14 protein-coding genes are annotated in these 16,296 nt (G+C 36.5%); 8 read left to right on the forward strand and 6 right to left on the reverse strand.

Translation table 11 applies throughout. The annotated features are described in order from the left end of the window. Positions 1–208: 208 nt before the first annotated feature. Positions 209–1,033 carry a lytic polysaccharide monooxygenase gene (locus tag BALCAV_RS17795; RefSeq protein WP_003321618.1) on the reverse strand — a complete coding sequence of 275 codons (825 nt, stop codon included), beginning with the start codon at positions 1,031–1,033 and terminating at the stop codon, positions 209–211. Positions 1,034–1,296: 263 nt separating this feature from the next. Between BALCAV_RS17795 and BALCAV_RS17800 the strand changes: the two genes are divergently transcribed. The 3 genes from BALCAV_RS17800 to BALCAV_RS17810 all read left to right on the forward strand — a co-directional run bounded on the left by BALCAV_RS17800 (position 1,297) and on the right by BALCAV_RS17810 (position 3,824). Continuing rightward, positions 1,297–1,530 (forward strand): WYL domain-containing protein, encoded by a 234-nt coding sequence (locus tag BALCAV_RS17800; RefSeq protein ID WP_040324195.1) that lies wholly within the window; start codon positions 1,297–1,299, stop codon positions 1,528–1,530. Positions 1,531–1,698: 168 nt separating this feature from the next. Beyond that, positions 1,699–2,571 (forward strand): ComEC/Rec2 family competence protein, encoded by an 873-nt coding sequence (locus tag BALCAV_RS17805; protein ID WP_040324196.1) that lies wholly within the window; start codon positions 1,699–1,701, stop codon positions 2,569–2,571. Positions 2,572–2,981: 410 nt separating this feature from the next. After that, positions 2,982–3,824 (forward strand): AraC family transcriptional regulator, encoded by an 843-nt coding sequence (locus BALCAV_RS17810; RefSeq protein WP_003324634.1) that lies wholly within the window; start codon positions 2,982–2,984, stop codon positions 3,822–3,824. Between the two features lie 40 nt (positions 3,825–3,864). On the opposite strand, the gene BALCAV_RS17815 is transcribed toward BALCAV_RS17810, so the two are convergent. Beyond that, positions 3,865–5,061: a DUF418 domain-containing protein gene (locus BALCAV_RS17815; RefSeq protein WP_003324635.1), complete on the reverse strand. Its 1,197-nt coding sequence runs from the start codon at positions 5,059–5,061 to the stop codon at positions 3,865–3,867. A gap of 203 nt (positions 5,062–5,264) precedes the next feature. On the opposite strand from BALCAV_RS17815, the gene nfsA reads away from it, so the two are divergent. The 4 genes from nfsA to BALCAV_RS17835 all read left to right on the forward strand — a co-directional run bounded on the left by nfsA (position 5,265) and on the right by BALCAV_RS17835 (position 8,985). Continuing rightward, the gene (nfsA, locus tag BALCAV_RS17820) at positions 5,265–6,008 is read left to right on the forward strand and encodes an oxygen-insensitive NADPH nitroreductase (protein WP_003324637.1); all 744 of its coding nucleotides are present in this window, start codon (positions 5,265–5,267) and stop codon (positions 6,006–6,008) included. A gap of 306 nt (positions 6,009–6,314) precedes the next feature. Next, positions 6,315–7,502 (forward strand): pyridoxal phosphate-dependent aminotransferase, encoded by a 1,188-nt coding sequence (locus tag BALCAV_RS17825; RefSeq protein WP_003322869.1) that lies wholly within the window; start codon positions 6,315–6,317, stop codon positions 7,500–7,502. Positions 7,503–7,593: 91 nt separating this feature from the next. Further along, on the forward strand, positions 7,594–8,220 hold the full coding sequence (locus tag BALCAV_RS17830; protein ID WP_003322870.1) for a fumarylacetoacetate hydrolase family protein: 627 nt from the start codon (positions 7,594–7,596) through the stop codon (positions 8,218–8,220). Between the two features lie 21 nt (positions 8,221–8,241). After that, positions 8,242–8,985, forward strand: coding sequence for a glycerophosphodiester phosphodiesterase (locus tag BALCAV_RS17835; RefSeq protein ID WP_003322871.1), 744 nt, complete (start codon positions 8,242–8,244; stop codon positions 8,983–8,985). A 212-nt stretch (positions 8,986–9,197) separates the two neighbouring features. Here the strand turns inward: BALCAV_RS17835 and BALCAV_RS17840 are convergent, their stop codons facing one another. From BALCAV_RS17840 to BALCAV_RS17855, 4 genes are all read right to left on the reverse strand, one after another. Beyond that, a complete protein-coding gene (locus BALCAV_RS17840) occupies positions 9,198–11,618 on the reverse strand; it encodes a glycogen/starch/alpha-glucan phosphorylase (RefSeq protein WP_003322872.1) in 2,421 nt (806 codons plus the stop codon). Continuing rightward, positions 11,575–13,041, reverse strand: coding sequence for a glycogen synthase (locus tag BALCAV_RS17845; protein WP_003322873.1), 1,467 nt, complete (start codon positions 13,039–13,041; stop codon positions 11,575–11,577). Before BALCAV_RS17845 ends, BALCAV_RS17840 begins: the two co-directional genes overlap by 44 nt. A 112-nt stretch (positions 13,042–13,153) precedes the next feature. Further along, positions 13,154–14,260: a glucose-1-phosphate adenylyltransferase subunit GlgD gene (glgD, locus tag BALCAV_RS17850; protein WP_003322875.1), complete on the reverse strand. Its 1,107-nt coding sequence runs from the start codon at positions 14,258–14,260 to the stop codon at positions 13,154–13,156. Between the two features lie 12 nt (positions 14,261–14,272). Then, positions 14,273–15,439, reverse strand: coding sequence for a glucose-1-phosphate adenylyltransferase (locus BALCAV_RS17855; protein WP_003322876.1), 1,167 nt, complete (start codon positions 15,437–15,439; stop codon positions 14,273–14,275). Between the two features lie 375 nt (positions 15,440–15,814). Here BALCAV_RS17855 and BALCAV_RS17860 point away from each other — a divergent pair, with 375 nt between their 5' ends. Then, positions 15,815–16,285: a chemotaxis protein CheX gene (locus tag BALCAV_RS17860; RefSeq protein WP_003322877.1), complete on the forward strand. Its 471-nt coding sequence runs from the start codon at positions 15,815–15,817 to the stop codon at positions 16,283–16,285. Positions 16,286–16,296: the final 11 nt, after the last annotated feature.

The raw sequence follows: 16,296 nt of genomic DNA on the forward strand, positions 1-16,296 counted from the left end.
CCTCCGATAGGAATGTATGTTCTCATTATATCCTAACAAGAATCTCTTTGGCTACCACCAACCGACATTCATCTCCCCCTTATCGTTGGGCTTCTCCCTTCACACGATTGAAGGGGGAGTCTTCTGTCGGGAAATGATAAAAAGAGAGACGGTTGATTAGACCGTCTCTAACTATGATTAAGGGGGCTGTTTTTAAAATTAAGTATGGTTAAAGTTGTTCCCAAACATAAGAGGCTGTTTCAGGTTTTTCACCTAGTGTCCACCATCTTGCTTGATAGACCTTTCCGTTATAAATGACTTGACTGCCACCTGTATATGCTGTTCCTGGATCCCAAGTTGGTAAATCTGGTAATTCAGGTTCTTCTGGATCTGGTTGTCCTGGGTCCGGATCGGGATCTGGCTCACCTGGATCAGGATCTGGGTTTGTTCCTCCACCAAAGTTCACGTCAATTACATTGTAGAAAGCGTTTTCAGTATCAGCTACATCCCATAGACCTAAAATAACATGGTAGCCTGTACGCTGGGGAACTGTTACTTCATGACTTACTTTTTGCTCAGGACGTGCACCGCCATCATATATTTCATAAAATGGTACAAGTTCAAATTGGTCACGTGTTAATGGAAGGTTTGGATTCCAATCTGGTTTAGTAATATAGTAATGCCATTTTGATGTTGAGTGTCTAGCTGTTAAATGCCAGTTAATCGTATTTAGACCAGAGTTCATATCAACCTTTGCCCAACGATTAGATGATTGTTGGTCCAATTGTGGAAATACACCACCAGCAGAAGCAATTTCTCCATCAGCAACGCTTAGACCTGGAAAGCCTTTAGGCCCTTCTAAACTTTGTGGTTCCCATACAACCCCACCACAATCTTGGTTAGCTCCTTCTTGACATAACAATCCGCGCGCTTTTGGTTCCTCAATGTAACCATGTGCAGAAGCCGCATCAGCACCAGCAAATGAAAATAAAGCAACAGCTGCGATTGCCATACCGGCAACCTTTGAACTTTTTCTTTTCAAAACTTTTAACATAAATACCTCCTACATAAATTAGTTCGATAGGTTATAACAATCTATCGTTATAATGATTGTACAGAAAATTATGAATATTGGAAATGGTAAATTTTCAGTAATTATTAGCTGCATTATTGGCGTAAAAGGCTTAAATACCGACTTTGTCTCTATTCGATTTGTAGTATAAATTTTTAAGGATATCGAGAAAAAGTAAAAAAGGTTGAATAAAGAACGTTTGTTCGCATATAATATATTAAGAAAAGACAGACTGAGGTGATCAGATGCAGCGAATGTTCAGAAGAGCAATCAATGAATCACTGTTAGTAAGCATCATTTATATAAATCAAAATCAGCAGTTTAGCCAAAGAACTATTGCTGTCCATAAGATGAATGATACGCATTTAATTGGTTATTGTTTTTATCGTAAGCAAAAGAGAATGTTTCGGTTAAATAATATTTTAGCGGCAGAGCTTATTTTGAAACGAGTTGACTATAAACTAGAACAGATTAAATAGAAAAATGGCCGATTTTTGATATGAGTGTTCATGTAAGTTTCGTTTTGGAGAATGCTTCTTAACCGAATAACGAGACAAATGCGTTTCGTCTTAACTTTTGTATCTTGACACAAATATAAAAATTCAGCATACTTATTTGTCGGGTTAAACGTACAGCTATGAGAGAGGATGTTATGTTTGTTAAGAAAGTTTTTAATGACGATGACTATTGTTCTGCTTTTGTCAGCCTGTTCTTTGGAGGAGATCGAGGCTTGGTTATTTATCGAGGAAACTCCAAGTGCACCTATAGTCGAAGGGGAAGCGATCGTCTCCTTTTTGGACGTAGGACAAGGAGATAGCACTTTAATACAAAGTGAAAAGACGACTATTTTGGTTGATACGGGTAGACATGATTCAGATGTACTTTTTCATCAATTAGATCATTTAGGAATTGAAAAAATTGACTTATTGATTTTAACGCATCCACATGCAGACCATATTGGTAATGCGGATCAGGTGATTTATCAATTTTCGCCAGATGAAGTTTGGATTGATGGGAATGAAGCAGCAACTAGAACATTTGAACGATTGTTAGATGCTTTAATTGAGACGGAAACACTGGTTGTTGAGCCAAGGGCTGGAGAAGTTTATGAACAAGGAGACTTTTTAATTGAGATTCTTCATCCAGATGAGTTAACGGGGCATTTAAATAATGATTCTATAAGTACTAGGATTACATATGGAGATGTCACTTTTTTGTTAACTGGTGACGCTGAACAAAGAAGTGAAGAGCGGATGCTTGAAAGCGGCTTAAACTTAAAGGCGGATATTTATAAAGTAGGACATCATGGTTCGTCTACTTCTAATTCCCGTCGCTTTGTCGAGGCTGTATCTCCAGAGGTGGCGATTTATTCAGCAGAAGCGAATAATTCTTACGGTCACCCACATTGGGAGGTTGTTGACCTATTTGAAGATTTAGGGATTGATTTATATGGAACAGCTGAACATGGAACGATCACGATTTATACAGATGGAGAAACGTTTGAATTATATTATGAATAGTAGGTGCTAAGATATTCTGAAAGGTGTAACAGCCTTGAGGAATATCTTTTTTTATAAAAGGCTCAAATGTAATGAGTGTATTTGAAAGATAGAAAATGGTTATGTCAAAATAGTAAGTGGTAAGTTATTTATGTAAAACCGCTTTTTACTTTTTAGTTGTACTGTGATAATATGAGTAATTTTTGTTGTCGGTATTCAAATAATTATATAAATTAGAATTTTATTATATATAAATGTAAATGAAAGCGCTTTATAATAGAAATATAAAAGGGTTTTATTGTATTCTAGTTCATTAGTCATATAGGTTATGAACAATCGAATTACAATATGTTAGATAAAATGGTCAATATACTATTAATGAATTTAAAACTAGATAGAGAGAGGACTGTTATTTAGGGAGGCTGCATACTATGATGGAAGCGAAAAGGCGATATTCTTTTTCAACATCGGAATCATTTCTACCTTTGTTCATTGAAAGTATAGGATATAACCCGAATGAATGTGAGATGAATCGACCAAACGGATATCCATATTATCATTGGATTCAAACCGTTGAAGGGGAAGGGAAAATCAGCTTTAATAATGAAGAAATGAACTTAACAAAAGGAAAAGGGGTTTTACTTTTTCCGCATACACCGCACAAGTATTATCCTAAAAGCAATAATTGGTCAACGATTTGTATGACCTTTGGTGGAAGTGCTGCAGACTCCATTTTAAATGCCTTGCAAATTAATCGAACGGCGGCTTATATGGAAACGGATGAAGGGTCATTCCAAGAAATTATTTTTCAAATGATTGAGGCAGTAGAAGAGGAGGAAACTTTTTTACAACTTGACTATTCAAAAGATTTGTATCACTTTTTAATTATGATTAAGAAGTTTGGCCAAATGAATAATCATCCTTCCTTATCACAATCATACGAAAAAATTAAACCGGTCGTATCCTGGCTTGAGCAAAAACTTGGTGAGGATATTCGATTGCCTGATATGGCTAGATATGCAAAGATGAGTTCACAATATTTAAATTTGCTTTTTAGAGAATCATTTGGAATGAGCCCTTATTCATATTTGATTCAATTAAGGATTCGTGAGTCAAAACGATTGCTCATCAGTGAGGAGGGTTATTCCTTAAAAGAAATAACGAAAAAAGTGGGTTTTAAAGATGTGAGTCATTTTGTTGCCACTTTTAGAAGAAAAGAAGGAATTACTCCGAAAAAATATCGGAATCTTCATAAAGTTTCAGCTGGTGTATAAAAAATACCCTCAAGCTCTAGTGATGAGCTGAGGGCATTTTTTATGGTCTTTTTTTAAGTTTTGGAATGATAAAATAGGTGCCTGCACGCCAAAACCATTCAACAGGTCCAATTACAAAATATGTTAACCATAGCTTACTAATGACTATTTGAATGATAAAAAATGCGATGGCGATTAAGGTTCCGACAAAAAAGCCGAGTTGTCCAAATAATCCTACCCCATATCCATAAAACAAAGTAGTAAAAATGATCGATTGTAATAAGTAATTTGTAAGAGAAAGTCTGCCTACATATGTTAGAGGGGTTAATAGCTTTTTCCCTTTTTCGGTGGAGGCAATTAATGCAATTGAAGTCGCATAAAAAATAGCTGTAAAAGGTCCGCCGATGTATGTCATTAATGCTTCAGAAAAATACGAAGAGGACAGGACATAAGGGAGTTTCGCTCCAAAACCTATGATGAGTGTAACAAACCATATTTTTTTGAAAAATGATTTTTTCTCTTGGATTTGTAATAGCCATTTTTTTCTAGCAACATATGCCCCAAGCAAGAACATCCCGATTACGGTTAAGACAGTAGTAATTTCAAGAATGATATCACCGATTAGGCCCAATCCTGTTATATCAGCCGCGAATCGAAACTGGAGTACATCTAAATAACTGCCATTTTCTAATACTTCTTTCTCAGCAACGGAATAATCGTAAATAATGCCATCTTGATATTCAGAAGCAGCTGTATCATCAATATTTGCTCCAAGTACGCTCAGTCCCATAATCCCTAAGAAAATGAGGGCAGAAATAAGAAGTCCTTTTCCTTTAAAGTATAGAAAGAAAAAGAAAACAAAGGATGTTAAAGCATAGGTGAATAAAATATCGCCTTCCCAAATATAAGTGCGGTGTAAAATCCCTAACACGAGCAGAAGAAAGGCTCGGCGCCAATACATTCCCGTAAAGTTAGTTCCCTTAAGCTCGGTTCTTTCTTGCAAAAGCACCATCCCATAACCGAAGAGAAACGAAAATAGCGTATAAAAGCTTGTTTTGACAAATAAATATAAAAATCCTTCTGTAACACGGTCAATCGCACCAAGTGGATAAAATTGATGAATGTCAGGCTGGAGCAATAAACCGTACTGGAAATTCATAATATTAACTAATAAAATACCGAAAATCGCTAAACCTCTCATCATATCCAGTTGCATGATTCGACCGCCTTCAAGCGGTGATAGTGTTGATGTTTTCATATACCCTCCATAAATGTGATTTTTACAAATTATTCAAATTTAGCATACTCACATATCGTACTGGATTATCAATTGAAGCACAACCATTTTTCTTTAGATTTATGATGATAAGAGTAAAGTGGGGGGAGCAAGGCAGAATTTTTGTTTTAAGTTAGAATTTTCGGTAAAATGAAGCTTAGTTGAACTATAAAGGAGTTAAAATGATGTCTTATAATGAATTTAATAATTTGATCCAAAGCCACCGTTCTATTCGGAAATTTACGAATGAAAAGGTTTCAGATGACGTGTTGGAAAATGTAATCGAATCGGCCAGAAGGGCACCGACCTCGCATAATGTTCAGGCTTATAGTCTTTTAGTTATTCGCGATCAAGCAAAAAAAGAAAAGTTAGCTCAGCTATCTGGTAACCAAAAATATGTCGCAGAATGCCCTGTCTTTTTTGTGATTATTGCTGATTATTATCGTTTAAAAAGGGTGAGCGAGTTACATAACGAGCCGTTTGAGGTTGGGGAAATTGAGCAAGTGATGGTTGGAAGTGTTGATGCTGCTCTTGTTGCCGAAAACCTTTTATTAGCCAGTCGTGCTTATGGTCTTGGAGGGGTAATGATTGGTGGCATCCGTAATCAATTAGAGGAAGTAGCCAAATTGCTTGAACTACCAGAGTATACATTTCCAGTAATGGGATTGTGTATTGGTTATCCTGATCAGTTGCCAGAGCAAAAGCCTAGACTGCCAAAAGAAGCGATTGTTTTTTATGACAAGTATGATTTAGAAAAAGTTGAAGAGGGTTTACGTAGCTATGATACGATTACAGAGCAGTATTATCGCGAACGGACCAATGGACAAAAAACAGATCCATGGTCAAAACAAATGGCTAAACATTTTGCGAAAGTGAATCGACCTCAAGTTGAGGGATATTTAAAGAAACAAGGTTTTTTAAAAGGTTAAACATATCTTGACAAACAAGAGAAACCTCGTTAAGATTTTTCCAAGTATTTAAAATAAAGGTCATGTTGGCCACGTCATACGGTGGTAAAAGGACGTCCCATTGTTGAGAGATGTCTAACACATGTGATGATTGATTCGGTTCTACATACTGACTAAAGACCTCATGTTTGAAACAGGGGGTCTTTTTTGGCAAAGAGATATAGAATTTTTTCATTTCCCGACAGAAGACTCCCACTTCAATCGTGTGAAGGGAGAAGCCCAATGATAAGTGGGAGTAGTTCAAAAGAGAAAGGTTGAATTTAAGTTATGAGAACATTTAAAAAATCAGAAGCACTTGAGCGGCTACCGAATCAGTTTTTTGCAAAACTTGTGAAAAAAGTGGCAGAGGTTAAAAAGCATCATGATGATGTGATTAACCTCGGTCAAGGGAACCCCGATCAGCCGACACCACAACATATTATTGAGGAGTTAAAGGTGGCTGCAGAAAATCCACTCTATCATAAATATTCACCATTTGATGGGTTCGCCTTTTTAAAGGAAGCCGTTGCCAATTATTATATGAGAGAGTATGGAATCGAGATAGATCCTTCTACAGAAGTGGCTATTCTAAATGGAACAAAAACAGGTCTTGTTGAAATAAGTCAATGCTTTTTAAACGAGGGCGATACGGTACTTGTTCCGGATCCTGGTTATCCGGATTATTGGTCAGGTATAGCTTTAGCCGGGGCTAAAATGAAGTCCATTAAATTAAAAGAAGAGCTTGATTTTCACCCTGATTTTCAAGAGTTAAGTGAAAAAGATTGGGAAGAAGCAAAATTGATGTTCTTAAACTATCCTAATAACCCTACTGGAGCAACCGCAACAGAAGAGTTGTTTCAACAAGTGATAGAGCTTGCTGATGAGCACGACATTTGTGTTGTCCATGATTTTGCTTATGGGGCAATCGGCTATGATGGTCAAAAGCCACTAAGCTTTTTGCAAATACCTGGTGCTAAAGAGGTTGGAATTGAAATGATGACCTTGTCGAAAACATATAATATGGCAGGGTGGAGAGTCGGTTTTGCGATTGGAAACCCAAGTGTGATAGAAGCGATTGAGTTGTTACAAGATCATTATTATTGTAGCTTATTTGGAGGGATTCAACAGGCAGCAGCCCATGCATTGCTTTCCGATCAATCTTCGGTCGAAGAACTAGTGACGATGTATGAGAGTCGTCGAGATGTTCTAGTAACGAAGGCGAAGGAAATGGGCTGGCACGTGAAGGCACCAAAAGGTTCGTTTTTTGCTTGGTTTAAAGTTCCTGAAGGATTTACTTCTGAGGAATTTGCTGATCTTCTGTTAGAGAAAGCTCATGTCGTCGTCGCTCCAGGGATTGGTTTTGGGGAAGCAGGAGAGGGATATATTCGAATTGGCTTGTTAACAGATGAAGACACTTTGATTGAAGCAATGAATCGAATCGCTGAACTGAATGTTTTTCATACACAAAACGTATAAATAGCCATTTGTGCAATAAAATCAAATTATAAGTAGAGATTATATCAGAAAAGAGTAATGTTTGGTAAAGTAAAAAAGGGGAGGGATGAATATGAATTCAATTCAAAATATTTATTGTATCGGTCGAAATTATGTTAATCACGCTAAGGAGCTTGGAAATGAAGTACCAACAGAGCCGCTGCTTTTTTCTAAACCAACACATGCTCTTGCTTTAGCAAACGGTGAAAGCTATTTGTATCCATATGATGGTGAGGAAATTCACCATGAATTAGAGGTTGTTTTACATATTAATAAAGAGGTAAAAAAAGGGGATAAAGTCGAGGATGTTGTTGATAAAATGGCTTTGGGGGTTGACTTAACTCTACGTCATTTACAAACAAAGCTAAAGAAAAAAGGACATCCTTGGCTAAGAGCAAAGGGTTTTCCAAACTCAGCGATCATAACTGATTTTTGGTCGTTTAAAGGTGTGGACGATTGTCAAAAAAGAAGTTTTTCATTATTGAAAAATGGGAATATAGTTCAGGAGGGGACCATTAATGATATGCTGTTTGATTTCCAAGCTATTATTGATGAATGTGCTGATACTTTTGGACTTGGAAAAGGCGATATCATTTATACCGGTACACCTGAAGGAGTAGGGCCGGTAGAGCATGACGATCACTTTGTTTTATGTTGGGATGAGAAAGAAGTAGGAGCTTTTCACGCTAAAAGAAGATGATTTAGAAGGAGCAGTGGATAAATGATTTATAATGAAATATTTGCACACCGTGGGTTTTCAAGTAAATATCCAGAGAATACGATGAGTGCTTTTAAAGCAGCGGCTGAATTAGATATAGATGGAATAGAGTTAGATGTTCAGTTAACAAAAGATGGTGTGCTAGTAATTATGCATGATTTAAAATTGGATCGGACAACAAATGGGAAAGGATTTGTACGCCAAACATCCTCTTATGAAATTCAAACATTATCTGCAGGAGCTTGGTTTTCCGATGAATTTGAAAAAGAGCGAGTACCTACATTAGAAGAATTCTTTCAGTGGGTAAAGCCTTTATCTCTAAAAATAAATATAGAATTAAAGGGCTTAGTGGAAGACCGTGAACAGTTGATTGAAAAAGTACTTAATTTAGTAAGATCTTATTCTTTAGAGGAGCGAGTTATTTTTTCATCTTTTGATCACCGTGGGATGAAAATGTTAAAAAACAGGGCTCCTGAAATAGAATCGGCAGTGATTGCGATGGCTGCTATTTTTGGACCAGAGCATTATGCAACAACGGTTGGTGTTGAAGGATACCATTTTTATAGTCCCACTTTGCTTGAAGAAGAAGCAAAAAAGCTTATCCGCTCTGAATTTTTAATCAGGCCTTTCACTGTCAATCGTGAAGAAGATTTAAAGAAGTTTATGAGCTGGGGAGTTGCAGGACTTTTTACAGATAACCCAGACCTTGCTGTAAAGGTGAGAGAATCTTTAAAAAAGGGTAAATAATGAATGTGAATGTAAGGAGGAAAAGTCGGTGAAAAGTGATGTTCTTCGGCTTTTTTGATCGGCTTTTGAACGAAGGTGATACATAGACTTATAAGACAAAAGTCAGGGCCAAAGCCAAGTGAAGACAAAACCAACATGATAGCACACATAAAAAACGGCTCTCCCTTATAGGTCACTTTAATAACCTTGGGAAAGCCGGAAGCTGTTAAAAATTAGAGTGGATGAATATCCCAAATCTCGTTGGCATATTCGGAAATGGTGCGGTCACTAGAAAATTTTCCTGAATGAGCGATATTCGTTATGCTCTTTTTGAGCCAGCTTTTTTGGTTACGGTATGTTTGTTCGACATGTTGTTGAGCTTCGACATAACTATCGAAGTCTTTTAGAACAAAATATTCATCATTATTATAAAGCAAAGAATAATAAATGTTTTTGAATTCAACATCATCATAAGTGAAAAATTGATTGACGAGTTTATCCATGACGACCCGAAGACGTTGATCACTATTATAAATATCACGTGCCCGGTAATTTCCGTTTTGTTGATATTCAAATACTTGTTCCGATGTTAATCCAAAGGTGAAAATATTATTGGGACCTACCATATCACGAATTTCAACATTCGCACCATCAAGTGTGCCAATTGTTAAGGCACCATTCATCATGAGCTTCATATTACCTGTACCAGAAGCTTCCTTACTTGCGGTCGATATTTGCTCGCTAATGTCAGCGGCAGGAATAATTTTTTCTGCGAGCGAAACATTGTAATTTTCTAAAAAAATCACCTTTAATTTATCTTTTACAACGGGGTCATTATTGATTTTGTCAGAAGTTGAGGTGATTAATTTAATCACCTGCTTCGCAAAGTGGTAACCTGGTGCCGCTTTAGCCCCAAAAATAAAGGTACGTGGTGTCATTTGGATATTCGGATTATCACGGCATAGTTGATAAAGGTGAAGAATATGAAATAAGTTTAGGAGCTGTCTTTTATAACCATGAAGTCGTTTAATATGAACATCAAAAATGGATTGGGTATCAATTTTAATATCGTATTCAGATTGGATGAATTCAGCTAAACGTTCTTTGTTCTTAAGCTTCACTTTCGCAATTTCCTCTTGAAAACTAGCGTCATCTGTATATTTAATGAGTTGTATCAGTTCTCGTGGTTCTTTAATCCAGTTCTTTCCGATTGAATTAGATAAAAGCTGCGCTAAATTGCGATTTACATTCATTAGCCAACGTCTATGTGTAATGCCGTTGGTCTTATTATTAAAGCGTTCCGGAAAAATGGTGTGAAAGTTTTTCATTTCTCGATTTTTTAAGATATCAGTATGCAATTTCGCGACGCCATTGACAGAAAAACTTCCAGCGATCGCTAAATGAGCCATATGAATTTGACCGTAAGAAATAATCGCCATTTCCGCAATTTTATCTCGAAGTTCAGGGTGGTCGTAATAAATAGACTGACAAAAACGCTCATTGATTTCATTAATGATCATATAGATTCTCGGGAGTAATGATTGGACCATATCAATTGGCCATTTTTCTAGTGCTTCGACTAAAGTTGTATGATTTGTATAGGCAACAGTTGAGGTTGTAATTTTCCAAGCATCGTCCCAGCCTAATTGCTCTTCGTCCATTAAGAGTCGCATTAATTCAGGGATGACTAGACTTGGGTGTGTATCATTAATTTGAATGGCTACTTTTTGTGGGAGGAGGAAAAAGTCATCATGTTTTCTTTTGAAACGACTTAAAATGCTTTGAAGGCCAGCGGATACAAGGAAGTATTGTTGTTTTAACCGCAGGAGACGCCCTTCATAATACGAATCATCGGGATAGAGAAATTCTGAGATTTGTTCAACTGATCTTTTGTAATCTAAATAGTGATAATAATCATGCCCTTCTGAGGAGTGGAAATGAAAGGAGTTAGGCATCGATTCAGCACTCCATAAGCGGAGGGAGTTCACTGTTTCGTTTTCATAACCGACAATAGGAACATCATAAGGAATTGCTAATACCCTCTCAAAGTTCTTATGTTCAACATGGAGGTGGTTATCTTTTGACACTAATAAAACCTCTCCACCGAAGTGAACTTCCACTGATTTATCAGAACGCTTAGTTTCCCACATATAGTCATCTTTGAGCCAATAATCGGGTAGCTCGACTTGGTATCCGTTGACCATCTTTTGTTGGAAAAGGCCATATTTATAACGAATTCCGACACCATGACCTGGTAGGTTTAATGAGGCAAGTGAATCAAGGAAACAAGCCGCTAGTCGTCCGAGTCCACCATTTCCTAGACCTGCATCATGTTCCTCAATAAAAACCTTGTCTGAATTAAAGCCAAGCTCTTTTAAACCTTCTTCACAAGTTGATAATAAACCAGCATTTAATAAGTTGCTTTCGATTAATCTTCCTAAGAGAAACTCCATTGAAAAATAGTACATTTGTTTCTCATCTTGTTCAACTTGTTGATTTTGAGTCTTTTGCCATTTTCGTAGGATGATGTCTTTTAGAAGTAAGCTTACCGTTTGATAGGCTTCTTTATTTGTAGCCTCATCAACGGTTTTTCCGAATGTGGTTGTTAGCTTATCTATGAAGCTTTGAACAAACTCTGTTTGGGTGATGTTCATTTGTAGACACTCCTCTCCTATCTCTAAGGGATAAATATAACTTTTTATACATCAACGCCGACTGCTCCCAGTTAAAGGTCGATTTATATATATTCGATAGTAGCTGGCTCCACAGCTCTTTATTTTTATATAGATAAAGGCCACGACGAATGGTATATAAAAAGTCACTAGCATTATAATTCGTGAAACTTAGTCCATTTCCTGCTCCTTCATATTCATTAAATGCGCTGATCGTGTCTTTTAACCCACCTGTTTCACGAACGATGGGAACTGTCTCATATTGAAGAGCGACCATTTGGCTTAATCCGCATGGCTCAAATAAGGATGGCATTAACAAAAAGTCGGCACTAGCATAAACTTTGCGAGCAAAGCTTTCAGAAAAGCCAAGAACTGTTCGCACTTTACTCGGATAACGACTTTGTAATTGTAAGAAATTTTGTTCGAGTCGCTCTTCACCTGTCCCAACAATAATGAGCTGAACATTTTCATTTTGAAGCAGTTCATCTGCTACATCTAACAGCAAATCGGGTCCTTTACTTTGAACAAGTCTTGATATGACAGTAAAAACAGGGATGTCTTTGGATGAAGGTAAATGCAACTCATCTTGGAGGGTTAGCTTATTTTCACTTTTTCGGTCTGGATCTTGATAAAAAGGAACAGAAATATTCGGATCTAGTAGTGGATCATAACTATTTGTATCGACACCGTTCAAAATCCCGCACAATTTATTTTTATTTTGAGAAAGGATCTGATGCAACCCTTCGCCCCCAAGCTCTGTTGTAATTTCTTCTGCATAACTCGGGCTTACGGTTGTAATAAAATCCGCATGGAAAATCGCAGCTTTTACGAAGTTGATACAATCCTCATGAAGTAAACCTGGTAAATGTTCGTCTGAAAAGTGGAGAAGCTCATAAAAAATGTTTTTTGGAAAAACTCCTTGATAATGAAGATTATGAATCGTAAATACGGTTTGAATATCAGATTGTTTTGCTTTCAAGTAAGCAGGCAATAAGGCGGTTTGCCAATCGTGACAGTGGAGAAGATCGACTTCTAAATGAAGTTCTTCTAAAAGAGCAAGAATGGCATGGGTGAAAAAAACAAAACGTTCTCCATCATCAGGATAGCCATAGAGTCGTTCTCTTTTAAAATAATATTCATTGTCAATAAAATAATAGGTGATTGATTGCTGTTGTAAGGTAAAAACGCCGCAATATTGTTTTCTCCATTTCACATAAACAGGAAAGCTGGTCACAAAGGTTAATTGCTCTTCAAATTCTGCTTGAAGAATTGCTGCTTTCGGTAAAATGACTGAAACACGAGTATGTTCATCTTGTAATTGGGAAGGGAGAGAGCCAATGACATCTGCTAGTCCACCAGTTTTAAAAAAAGGGTAACATTCGCTTGCCGCAAAAACGATATTCATATACATCCTCCTATATTCAGCCATTGATAAACATATTCTATAAATGAAAGGAAATTCCTTTGCAAAGAGAATCCGCCAACGTGTTAGTTAGCGGATTTCTTAATGTTATTGATTAAATTACTTGGCTTTTAGCAATAAGAAAGGGGGTTTCTATCGTGCCTTTTCGCCTTTGGTAAGGGGTCACTTGAATGTTCTTATCTAAAATAACATGACTTAATTGACTAGATTGTTGAATCGTGCAACGCTGCATAATAATTGAATTTTCAACGATTGCTCCCTTCTGTACATGGACACCAGAAAAGAGAATGCTATTTTTAACCGTGCCTTCAACAACACAACCATTGGCAATTAAGGAATGGCTGACTTTGGCTCCTTTTTTATATTGAGTAGGTGGCTCATCTTTTATTTTAGAAAAGATCGGATTCGCCTGTAAAAATAACTTCTGATAATTAATATCTTGCAGTAACTCCATACTATATTTGTAATAGCTTTCAACCGAATCTATAACAGCATGATATCCATCGTAAGCATAGCTATGGATGGCTAAACGATCGAGGTGAGCGAACACGCCATCTAATAACAAATCAGATTTATGATTAGAGATACAATAGTCAACCAATTCTAGTAGTACCTTTTTAGAAATGATGTACATATTCATAAATAGATGAGGATTTTGTTGATCATTAATTAACGCTTGAACAGCCCCTTTTTTATTGAATTGCAGTTTTAATTTATTTTGGTTTTGACCATTTGTTTTATAGTTAGGATAATAAATAACAGTGACATCTGCATTTGTTTGAAGGTGTTGCTCAAAAACAGCTTGATAATCAATCGTACATAAGTGAGTGCTCCCAGATATTAACACGTAATCAGCCTGGCTTCTCATAAAAAAATCTCGATTATTATGAAAATGCTGTAGGTCACCTAAAGAACGATCTGTTGGATCATTCCAATCTGGTGGAAGAATAAAAAAGCCACCGTTTTTTCGGTTTAAATCCCAAGGTTGACCTGTGCCAAGATGGTCCATTAAAGAACGATATTTTTTCCTAGCAAATAAAGCAATTTCATGAACTTGTGCTGTTACCATATTGGATAGCACAAAATCAATCAGTCGATAACGAGATGCGAAAGGTGTCGCTGCAACACAACGGAAATACGTTAACTCTTTTAATAAATCATTTTCATGGTCTAATTGAATAACACCGAGCATTTTTTTCATTATATCTTCCTTTCAACCATTGCTAACTAGTCTTTGGACGAGTATTTGATGCAATGATTCCTGATTTAAAACAAGTACTTGATTTGTAGGGGAAGTAAGTTGAATATTATCTGGAATCGTTGTATTTTCAGTGACAATCACTTTAGATAATTGGACGTTTTGACCGATCGATACATTAGGCATAATGACAGATTTGTCAATTACACTTTCTGATTCAATGCTCACTTCATTAAAAATAATTGAATTTTTGACGGTGCCAGCAATTCGGCATCCTTCATCAATGATTGATTTTGAAACTTTAGCCTTCTTTGATAAATAATGTGGTGGTTTATGATGAGTCACTGAATAGATCTTCCAGTTTGGATCATTTAAATTAAATTTTGGATCGTGTCCAACGAGATCCATATTCGCTTGCCAATAACTTTCAATGGTTCCGACATCACGCCAATAACCTGTAAATGGATAAGCAAGTAAGCGTTGATTGTCCGCGAGCATCATGGGAATAATATCTTTACCAAAATCATGACTCGATTGTTTACGTTTAGCATCATTCAGTAAATATTTTTTTAAAAGTGGCCATTTAAATACATACACTCCCATTGAGGCGAGTGTACTAGTAGGTTGTTCAGGTTTTTCTTTAAATCCGGTAATTTCATTAGATGCATTTGTCTCCATAATGCCAAAGCGGCTGGCTTCTTCTAAGGGAACATCTATGACAGAAATCGTTGCATCTGCACCTGTTTTCTTATGGTTATCAATGAGCTTGCTATAATCCATTTTATAAATATGATCTCCTGAAAGAATTAGAACATGTTCAGGGTTATGTTGCTCAATAAAAGGGATATTTTGCAAGATGGCATTTGCTGTACCTTGATACCATGAACCACCTTTTTTCTCTATATATGGAGGTAGGCTTCTCAGTCCACCATCACGTCGGTCTAAATCCCAGGGTGAGCCAATTCCTAAATGGGCATTTAATGCTAAAGGTTCATATTGAGTAAGTACGCCAACCGTATCAATCCCAGAATTGCTACAATTGCTCAATGCGAAATCAATGATTCGATATTTGCCTCCAAAGTGTACAGCTGGTTTGGCCATTCTTTTTGTTAAGTCGCCTAACCTTTTTCCTTCGCCCCCTGCTAATAACATAGCAATACAGTTTTTTTGATTTTTTAACACGAACAAACCTCCCTCTTTTATTTATCAAGAAAAAATCATCGGTTATTATTGTTGAAATCATATTCTTTGAAGTGTATGAAATAGAAAACGTTTACTATTCCAATAAAAATAAAGAAGATATTGACAAAAAAGTGAACATTGTAGAGGGCGATATAGTCTAAAAGGCTTGATTTTTTTTCGTAGAGTTATTTTATTCTATAAAAAACATGGTATAGTAGTATTAAGTAGTAAAAAAGTTTTGATATTCCGGCCGAATTAATGAAACGAAAGAACTAATTTAGTGTTTTCGATTTTGATAGAACATGGACTAGTAACGATAATCCTTGTAAAGGAAAGAAGGAATTCGTTGAAATAAGACAAAGGGGAGGAATACGATTGAATACAAATCATGTAAATGCCATTTGCCAGGCAACTCAGCTTATTCTTACAAGTCATTTTGGTTTAGTCGTAAATGCATTAGCTCCTACAGCTGGCAAAGGGCATCTCGTATCTGAAGATATTTCGGTTATTTTGGGAGTGAAAGGACAATTAAAAGGACAAATTATCTGTACATTTTCATCTCAAACAGCTCAAAAAATTATCGGTGTTATGATGGGCGGTATGCAAATTGATCAAATCGATGAGATGGGTTGGAGTGCTGTACAGGAGTTTGGCAATTGGGTAGCTGGTACAACAGCAACTGAATTGTCCAAGGAAGGTTGCGTAATTGATGTCACCCCACCGATTGTTAACGAAGGAGAATCCAATTACCATTCGATTAACCCATTTATTTCAATCCCTTTAGATTCAGATATTGGAGAAATCGGTGTTCATATCAGTGTACAAGAAGTTGTAGAAACATATTAAAAAAATACCTC

Source organism: Alkalihalobacillus alcalophilus ATCC 27647 = CGMCC 1.3604, from assembly GCF_000292245.2.
Taxonomy (GTDB): domain Bacteria; phylum Bacillota; class Bacilli; order Bacillales; family Bacillaceae_D; genus Alkalihalobacillus; species Alkalihalobacillus alcalophilus.

What these genes read in the sequence shown, in the direction of transcription:
- BALCAV_RS17795 (WP_003321618.1), bottom strand. Translation starts at nt 1,033, where the DNA reads ATGTTAAAAGTTTTGAAAAGAAAAAGTTCAAAGGTTGCCGGTATGGCA.
- BALCAV_RS17800 (WP_040324195.1), top strand. Translation starts at nt 1,297, where the DNA reads ATGCAGCGAATGTTCAGAAGAGCAATCAATGAATCACTGTTAGTAAGC.
- BALCAV_RS17805 (WP_040324196.1), top strand. Translation starts at nt 1,699, where the DNA reads ATGTTATGTTTGTTAAGAAAGTTTTTAATGACGATGACTATTGTTCTG.
- BALCAV_RS17810 (WP_003324634.1), top strand. Translation starts at nt 2,982, where the DNA reads ATGATGGAAGCGAAAAGGCGATATTCTTTTTCAACATCGGAATCATTT.
- BALCAV_RS17815 (WP_003324635.1), bottom strand. Translation starts at nt 5,061, where the DNA reads ATGAAAACATCAACACTATCACCGCTTGAAGGCGGTCGAATCATGCAA.
- nfsA (WP_003324637.1), top strand. Translation starts at nt 5,265, where the DNA reads ATGTCTTATAATGAATTTAATAATTTGATCCAAAGCCACCGTTCTATT.
- BALCAV_RS17825 (WP_003322869.1), top strand. Translation starts at nt 6,315, where the DNA reads ATGAGAACATTTAAAAAATCAGAAGCACTTGAGCGGCTACCGAATCAG.
- BALCAV_RS17830 (WP_003322870.1), top strand. Translation starts at nt 7,594, where the DNA reads ATGAATTCAATTCAAAATATTTATTGTATCGGTCGAAATTATGTTAAT.
- BALCAV_RS17835 (WP_003322871.1), top strand. Translation starts at nt 8,242, where the DNA reads ATGATTTATAATGAAATATTTGCACACCGTGGGTTTTCAAGTAAATAT.
- BALCAV_RS17840 (WP_003322872.1), bottom strand. Translation starts at nt 11,618, where the DNA reads ATGAACATCACCCAAACAGAGTTTGTTCAAAGCTTCATAGATAAGCTA.
- BALCAV_RS17845 (WP_003322873.1), bottom strand. Translation starts at nt 13,041, where the DNA reads ATGAATATCGTTTTTGCGGCAAGCGAATGTTACCCTTTTTTTAAAACT.
- glgD (WP_003322875.1), bottom strand. Translation starts at nt 14,260, where the DNA reads ATGAAAAAAATGCTCGGTGTTATTCAATTAGACCATGAAAATGATTTA.